6 protein-coding genes are annotated in these 7,519 nt (G+C 68.6%); 1 reads left to right on the top strand and 5 read right to left on the bottom strand.

All coding sequences use genetic code 11. The features are described 5' to 3' along the window. Nucleotides 1–246: 246 nt before the first annotated feature. Nucleotides 247–1,788 (bottom strand): WD40/YVTN/BNR-like repeat-containing protein, encoded by a 1,542-nt coding sequence (locus AC1DOC_RS11735; RefSeq protein WP_478129831.1) that lies wholly within the window; start codon nucleotides 1,786–1,788, stop codon nucleotides 247–249. A 214-nt stretch (nucleotides 1,789–2,002) separates the two neighbouring features. On the opposite strand from AC1DOC_RS11735, the gene AC1DOC_RS11730 reads away from it, so the two are divergent. Then, nucleotides 2,003–2,974, top strand: a complete 972-nt coding sequence (locus AC1DOC_RS11730; RefSeq protein WP_478129830.1) for an aldo/keto reductase — start codon at nucleotides 2,003–2,005, stop codon at nucleotides 2,972–2,974. Between the two features lie 13 nt (nucleotides 2,975–2,987). Here AC1DOC_RS11730 and AC1DOC_RS11725 read toward each other — a convergent pair whose 3' ends face one another. From AC1DOC_RS11725 to AC1DOC_RS11710, 4 genes are all read right to left on the bottom strand, one after another. Further along, a complete protein-coding gene (locus AC1DOC_RS11725) occupies nucleotides 2,988–3,962 on the bottom strand; it encodes a Bug family tripartite tricarboxylate transporter substrate binding protein (RefSeq protein WP_478129829.1) in 975 nt (324 codons plus the stop codon). Between the two features lie 12 nt (nucleotides 3,963–3,974). Further along, nucleotides 3,975–5,108 (bottom strand): porin, encoded by a 1,134-nt coding sequence (locus AC1DOC_RS11720; protein ID WP_478080609.1) that lies wholly within the window; start codon nucleotides 5,106–5,108, stop codon nucleotides 3,975–3,977. Between the two features lie 116 nt (nucleotides 5,109–5,224). Next, nucleotides 5,225–6,922, bottom strand: a complete 1,698-nt coding sequence (gene ilvD / locus AC1DOC_RS11715; RefSeq protein WP_478129828.1) for a dihydroxy-acid dehydratase — start codon at nucleotides 6,920–6,922, stop codon at nucleotides 5,225–5,227. Further along, nucleotides 6,919–7,374, bottom strand: a complete 456-nt coding sequence (locus AC1DOC_RS11710) for an aconitase X swivel domain-containing protein (protein ID WP_478080607.1) — start codon at nucleotides 7,372–7,374, stop codon at nucleotides 6,919–6,921. Before AC1DOC_RS11710 ends, ilvD begins: the two co-directional genes overlap by 4 nt. Nucleotides 7,375–7,519 lie beyond the last annotated feature (145 nt).

Raw genomic sequence — 7,519 nt, 5'->3', positions numbered from 1 at the left:
CGGCAGCTGCGCGTCGAGCGCGGCATGGCCGGTGGCAACCACCTGCGCGTCGGCCAGGCCGAGCTCGTCGGCATGCCAGACGCCGCGGCCCGCGGCAGCGGAAAAGGAGTCGAGGAAAGGGAGGCCCATGATTGAATCGTTAACTGTATTTTTATACAGTATTCCGATCCTCGCAAGGCAATGGAAATCCCACCCTTCGAACGGTGGCCTATGCCCTGTGCGGCGCGCCTTCGCCCGGCGCCTGGCTCAGTTGTCCTTGACGATCTTCCAGCTCTTTCCTTCGTCCGTGGACCGCACGATCAGGTTTTCGGGCAGAAAGGCGATCAGAGAGCCATCGGCCCGGTCCACCATCATCTGGCGCACGGCGTAGGGATTCGTCATTCCCGGCGAGCTGCCGGTCTGTGACCAGTTCCTGCCGCCGTCCCGCGTGGTCATCAATCCCAGCTTTCCGGGCATCAGGCTGGGGGCAACAGGGCCCACCGCATATGCCGTCTGCCGGTCCTTGAAGGCGATCGTCACGACGAAACGGCTGGTGTCGAGATCGGCCCAGGTTTGCCCCCAATCGGGCGAAAGCAAGGTGGTTTTTGTCATCACCACCGTCTGGGACACCAGGGTGCCGTCGGGCAAGGCATTCACGTCGAGGGTGGAGCGACCATTGCTGGAGCGAAACAGCGTGCGGCCATCGGTGGCATGGAGGTCGCCGTTGGGCATCATCACGCCCGCGCGCTCCGGCTGGCCGAAGCTCATGCTGCGCTGCCATGGCACGTTGATCGAGCGGGAATCGGAAAACTCCCCGAGCTTTTGCCACACGCCGGCATCAAGATCCTTCGAGGCGTAGACGGTCCAGAGGCTGTCGCGGCGCGAGATCGCAACCACGCCCCCATCGCGCATCGGCTGCGCCAGTTGGATAAGCCCGTCATCGGGCGGTACCAGGCTCTTCCAAGTCAACCCCTCGTCGGAAGAGTGGCGCAGAAGGCCTTCCTCGCCCGCTGCCAGCAGCCCGCCACGGTAGGGGCGGACCGAGAGCACCTCGCGCCAGGAACCCACGTCGAGTTCCTTCCAACGGCTCTCTCCGCTCTTGCGCCACAGCACCTTCCCGAGCTTGCTGCCGGCCATGAATTCGCCGTCGGCCGTCTGCGTCAGGCCATGCCAGATGGACGCCAGGCGCTTGACCTGCGGCGCCAGCGCAGCGCGGCGGTCGAGATCGAGCGTGGGAACGAAGCCATGCTGCGGCCGGCCGCGGGTCTGCGCCGCCAATGCGGGATACAAGGTCTCGAAGGTCTTCTGCAGCTCAGCCTCCGGTGGCACATAGGCAACGACAAAGCGCGTGCCCAGGCGCGGCTGGATCAACAGCGTTCCAAGCAGCGTGACTTCGCCGCGCACCACGTCGAAGCTGCCGAACTTCGCATCGATGGGATAGAAGTAGCTCATGTTGCCACTCGCACCGGTGATGCTCTTGATGATGTAGCGCCCGGGCGCGACCATGCCGCTGAACACAGCGGTGGTGTAGGTGGCCTTGCGCGTGCGCGTCAGCACCACGATGTCCCGCCCGGTCTGCTTTTCGCCGGACTCGAGCACGCGCTCGAGGCGCACGGCCGACAGCGTCTCCGCCGGGTCGGTCTCGCCAGGGCTGTTGGTAATCAGTTTCATGACCACCGCCCCCTCCTGCCCCGTGAGGGTCTGCTCGGGTGCGATCGGCGCAGCACTGCATGCAGCCAGCAGCAGTGCAACCAGCAGCAGCACGAGCCCGTGCAGCAGGCGGGAGATGGAACGGGAGGTCGGATTCATAGATTGGCGATGGCCGGCGGTGCAGCTTGCGCACCGGCTCATGGTGTTCTTGTTGGAAGAGGCAGGCCCTCCGCCTGCGCGAAGCAGCGTAACATTGCGAAACATCCGCGGGCAAGCAATGGAAAGCGCGGTGTTGCATCGGCGCACGCGGTCGAAGCCTCAGTGCTATCGTCATTGCGGCTGCTCGTCCGACGCATGGCGACACCGCGCTTCCATGAAGAACTTCGGCCCGCCCGCTTTCTCGCYAGTTCCGTTTTTCGACGCGCGCTTGAACCGCGCACGCTTCCTGCAGCTTGTCGCAGTGCTGCCGATGACCTCCGCGATGACCGCGGTGGCACAACACCTGCCAGCCATCACGATGAACACCCGCCCCATCCCCTCCACGCAAGAAGCCCTGCCGGTGGTCGGCTGCGGCACCTGGATCGGCTTCGACCAGCGCCCCGGCAGCGACGAATACCAGCGCCTGCCCGGCGTGCTGGACGCGCTGTTTGCGGCCGGCGGCACGGTGATCGACAGCTCGCCGATGTACGGCCGCTCCGAGGAAACCACCGGCGAGCTGCTGGCCGCCGCAGCGAAGCCGCGCGGGACCAAGCCCTTTCTCGCCACCAAGGTCTGGACCTCGGGCCGCGAGGCCGGCATCGCGCAGATGGAGCAGTCGTTCGCGCGGCTGCGCACCCAGCGCATGGACCTGATGCAGGTGCACAACCTGATGGACTGGAAGACCCACCTTTCCACGCTGCGCGGCTGGAAAGAGCAAGGCCGCGTGCGCTACCTCGGCATCACGCACTACACGGCCTCGGCCTACCGCGAGGTCGAGGCCGTGCTGCGCGCCGAGAAGCTCGACTTCCTGCAGATCAACTATTCGCTCGACGCGCGCGAGGCCGAGGAGCGCCTGCTGCCGCTCGCGGCCGAGCGCGGCGTGGCGGTGATCGTCAACATGCCCTTCGGCGGCGGCGGCCTCTTGCGCCGGCTGCGCGGCAAGCCGCTGCCCGCCTGGGCCGGCGAGATCGGCTGCACGAGCTGGGCGCAGGTGCTGCTGAAGTTCGTGCTGAGCCACCCGGCCGTGACCTGCACCATTCCCGGCACCAGCCGCGCCGAGCACATGGCCGACAACGCCGCGGCCGGCGCCGGCGCGTTTCCGGATGCGGCGTTCTGGCGCCGCAATGCAGCTTCGGTCGAGCGCTGAGCCGCCACCGCGGCTATTCGAACTTCACGTTGTGCTGCCGCACGGTGGCGCCGAAGGCCTCGTACTGCGCGCGGAAGAATTCGGCGAACTTCGCGGGGCTCATGCCGTAGCCCTCGAAGCCCTGCTGCACCAGCTGCGCGTGCACATCGGGCCGCTTGAGCGTGTTCTGCAGTTCCTGCGACAGCTTGTCGGTGATGGCCTGCGGCAGCCCCGGCGGCCCGAAGAAGCCGGCCCACGGCGTGATGGTGAGCTTGCCCAGCCCGAGCTCGCCGCCCGTGGGCACGTCGGGCAGCAAGGCGCTGCGCTGCGGCAGCAGCGTGACCAGCGCGCGGATGCGCCCTTCCTTCACGAAGCCCGGCGCCAGCGTGCCGGTGGTGAACATCATGTGGATCTGCCCGCCCAGCAGGTCGGTCATGGCCTGCATGTCGCCCTTGTAGCGCGCGTTGACCACCTTGCGCTCGCCCAAGAGCTGCAGCATGGYCAGCTCCGACGCGCTGTTGCTCGAGGCCGAGTTGTAGGCCCCGGGCTTGGCCGCCACCATCGCGAGCAGCTCGTTCACGCTCTTCACCGGCAGGCTGGCCGGCACCACCAGGAACATCGAGAACTGGCCGGCCGAGCTGATCGGCGTGAAGGCCTTGAACGGGTCGTAGGGCGGCGTGGGCCGCAGCGTGGGCGCGGCCACCATCGCGGTGTTGGTGCCCATCAGCAAGGTGTAGCCGTCGGGCTTGGCGGACGAGGTGGCCTGCGCTGCCAGCACGCCGTCGGCGCCCGGGCGGTTCTCCACGATCACCTGCTGGCCGAGCTGCTTGGAGAGCCCCTCCGCGATGATGCGCGTGAGCGCGTCGGCGCCGCCGCCGGCCGCAAAGCCGACGATCAGGCGCAGCGGCTTGTCCGGATAGCTGCCTTCGGCGCTCCAGGCTGCCGTGCCGGGCAGCATCGTCGTTGCAAGGGCCGCAAGGGCCGCAAGGGCCAGGTCTCTGCGTCGCATGAAAGGCTCCTTTCAAAAAAGATGCCGCACACCGAACTCCCAGCCCGACGAGCGCCGCCCGCCCGCCGGCGCCACGCCGCCGCTCACCACGTAGCGCGCCTGGCCGCTGTTCATGAGCCGCGCATAGGTGCCGTAGAGCGCGGTGCGCTTGGAGAGGTTGTGCACGTAGCCGATGCCGAACTGGCGCGCGTCGTCGCGGTTGCGCGGCATGCCGTTGGCATTGCGCAGGCTCTCGTCGCTGCGGTCGTCCAGGTAGGCATAGCTCAGGCGGATGCGGCCGACCTCGAAGGCCGGAATGTGCGCGCCGATCTCGGCCGTGTTCTTGCGCACCGTGCCGGCGGCGAGCTTCACCGTCACCTTGTTGTAGAGCGCGAAGAACTTCGCAAAGCCCGCGTCCCAGGTGCCGCCGATGTTGGCGTGCGTGTAGTTGCCGATGGCGGCGGTGGCGTCGAAGTGCGTGCGCGTGACGGCCGCCGCGATGTCGAACGCGCCCGCGGCAAAGCCGAAGCGCGCACCGGCAAAGTTGCCGTCGTCGCGGTTGGGCGCGGTGGAGTCGTTCTCGCCGGTGCCGATCATCGCCATGCCGTAGAAGCCGCCGAGCCCGGCCGGCAGCCAGTAGCTCACGGTGTTGCTGCCCGTGATGCCGGTGGGCAGCGGCCCGGTGCCCGCGCCCGCGAACGTGAGGTTGCCCGCGCGCGCCACGCCGTTGGCGTTGAAGGGATCGAAGTAGATGCTGTTGTAGTGCGTGGGAATGAAGTCGCGGCCCAGGCGCAGCTCGCCGAACTTCTGGTGCGACAGGCTCACGAAGGACATGCGGTCGAAGGTGATCGGGCCCGCCGTGCCCGCACCGCTCGCCTGGTTGTTGCTGTTGCTCGGCCGGCCCGTGCCGTTGTCGGGGTTCAGGCTGCCTTCGAGCCAGAAACCCGCGCGCAGGCCGCCGCCCAGGTCTTCGGTGCCGCGGAATCCGAACCGGCTGGTCGAAAGGCCGCCGTTCGACAGCGCCTTGACCGAGCCGCCGCCCTCGCCTTTCGTGTACTGCACGCCGAGGTCCACCACGCCGAACACGGTGACGCTGGACTGCGCATGCACCGCGCCGCTGCCGGCCAGCGCCAGCGCCAGCGCCGACCCCATCAAGAATCTCTTCATGTTTTCTTGTCTCCTGCTTCTTCTCTTGGTTGAAAAACTCGGGAACACGCGCAGGGCTGCGCCACCGGGTGCGCGCGTGGCTGCGCGCCGGTTGGCGAAGGCCGGGTGAAAAAGGCCTAGGGCTCGGGGCGTTCGGTGCGCACGAGCACGGCGCCCTTCGAGAGCGGGCTCACGTTGCGCCGATACTGCTGCAGCCAGCCGGTGTCGAAGGCCGGCGGCGGCGCCTGCCAGTCGGCGCGGCGGGCGGCGAGTTCCGCATCGGCCAATGCGATGTCGAGGCGGCGCGCATCGAGGTCGATGGTGATCACGTCGCCATCGCGCACGAGGCCGAGCGGCCCGCCGAGCGCGGCCTCGGGCGACACCTCGGCCACCACGAGGCCCTTGCAGACCAGGCCCGAGAGATGCCCGTCGGTCAGGATCGCGACCTGGTCACCCAGGCCCGCGCCATCGATCGCGAACACGACGCGCGAGGCACCGCCGCCCATGGCCGGGCCGCCGCAGGCGCCGGCGCCGCGCATCACGACCACCTGGCCCGGCAGGATCTCGCCCTTCTTGAGCGCCGCGATGGCCGCATCGGATGTCCAGAAGCACACGGCCGGGCCCGTGAAGCTGCGCACCTTGCGCTCCACGATGCCGGTCTTGATGAGCCCCGACTCGGGTGCGAGGTTGCCGCGCAGCAGCACGATGGCGGGATGCGGCGCGACCGGGCGGTCGATGGGGCGGATCACCTCGGCATTGCCGACTTCGGCAYCGCGCAGGTTGTCGGCCACGGTGCCGCCCGTGACGGTCAGCGCACTGGTGTCGAGCAAGGGCGCGAGCTGCTTCATCAGCGCGCGGCAACCGCCCGCCGCCTCGAAGGCCTCGATGCTGTGCTCGCCGATCGGCCGCACGCCGGCCAGCACCGGCGTCTTCGGGCCGAGGCTTTCGAACAGGCCATACACGTCGACGCCGCACTCCCCCTCGGTCGACACGGCCTGCAGGTGCTTGGCCGTGTTGAGCGAGGCGCCGATGGCCAGCACCGCGCGCACCGCATTCGCAAAGGCGCCGGGCGTGAGGATGTCGCGCGGCTTGAGGTCGTCCCACACCATCTGCACGATGCGCGTGCCGGCGGCGCGCACGTCGGCCATCATCTTCGGGCTCAGCGCGGCCACCGGCGCGCTGCCCGGCAAGGCCATGCCGAGCGCCTCGCAGACGATGTGCATCGAATTGGCCGTGCCCAGGCCCGAGCACACGCCCGGCCCGCGGATCGCCTCGCGGCTCATGCCCACGAGTTCTTCCACCGGCAGGTGGCCCGTGACCGCATGCATCGCGCCGATGAACACTTCCTCGATGTCCATGTGCTTGCCGCGGTACTCGCCGCTGGGCTGGTAGCCGCAGGGCACGAGCAGTGTCGGAATGTTGAGCCGCGCGGCCGCCATGAGCTGGCCCGGCACGGTCTTGTCGCACGAGGTGAGGCACACCATGCCGTCGAGCTGCGCACCTTCGACGGCCACCTCGATGTCGTTGGTCACGAGGTCGCGCGCGCCGAGCATGTAGGCACCGCGCGCGCCGGCGCCGGTGATGAAGTCGCTGGGCGCGGCGGTGCGGATCTCGAAGGGCACGCCGCCCGCGGCGCGGATCGCGGTCTTGATTTCCGCCGCCACCTTGTCGAGGTGGCTGAAGCACGCAGCCAGCTCCGACGAGCTGTTGACGATGGCGATCTTCGGCTTCTCGCAATCCTCTTCCGGAATGCCGAGCGCGCGCCAGTGCGCATTGCGCACCGACCAGAGGTACGAGCCGCGCGGGAAGTTGCTGCGCAGGGGGCGGGTGGTCATGGGCGGTCTCCGGGTTTGTTGTTCTTCCTGGTGATCTCGATCACGCCGCGGTCGGCGTCCACGCGCACCCAGTCGCCGGTCGCGATGCAGTCGAGCGGGTCGCGCTCGAAGTCGGTCATCGAGGGCGCATGCGTGACCACGGCGCCGAGCGCCATCTTGGTGGTCATCTCGTTGAACAGGAAGGCCGCGGGCGCCGAGTTCATGAGCCGCGTCATGTGGAACATCGCGGACCAGCCGGACGAGCCCTTGGCCCCTGGAAACACCAGCACCTTGCCCGCGAAGCTCTGGCCGCGCAGCTCGTGCCGCGTCTCGATGACGGTGCCGGTGCGCGGATCGATGCCGCCCCAGCCCGAGATGCGGTCGCGCGTGACGAGCGCCTCGCCTTCGGCGATGCCGCCGACGACCTTTCGGCCGCGGATGACCAGGGTGGATGTGTTGTCGCGTGCATTCATGGTTTTGCTCCTTCCCCTGCCGGGGCTGAGGGCTGCGGCTCCAGTTCCGCCTGCGCGGAACTGGACAGCCCGAAGAGCGGCAGCCTCTGGCTGCCTGCACCGAGGTTGGGATGGGGGCTGGCAGAGCGCCCGATGGATGCGCCGC

The organism is Variovorax sp. 01T439_2 (genome assembly GCF_056398445.1).
The sequence above is the reverse complement of the archived record's forward strand: the minus strand, read 5'-3'. Positions and strand labels throughout refer to the sequence as shown.

Excerpts from the sequence above, each read along its gene's own strand:
- AC1DOC_RS11720 (WP_478080609.1), bottom strand. The coding sequence starts at position 5,108 with ATGAAGAGATTCTTGATGGGGTCGGCGCTGGCGCTGGCGCTGGCCGGC.
- AC1DOC_RS11710 (WP_478080607.1), bottom strand. The coding sequence starts at position 7,374 with ATGAATGCACGCGACAACACATCCACCCTGGTCATCCGCGGCCGAAAG.
- AC1DOC_RS11735 (WP_478129831.1), bottom strand. The coding sequence starts at position 1,788 with ATGAATCCGACCTCCCGTTCCATCTCCCGCCTGCTGCACGGGCTCGTG.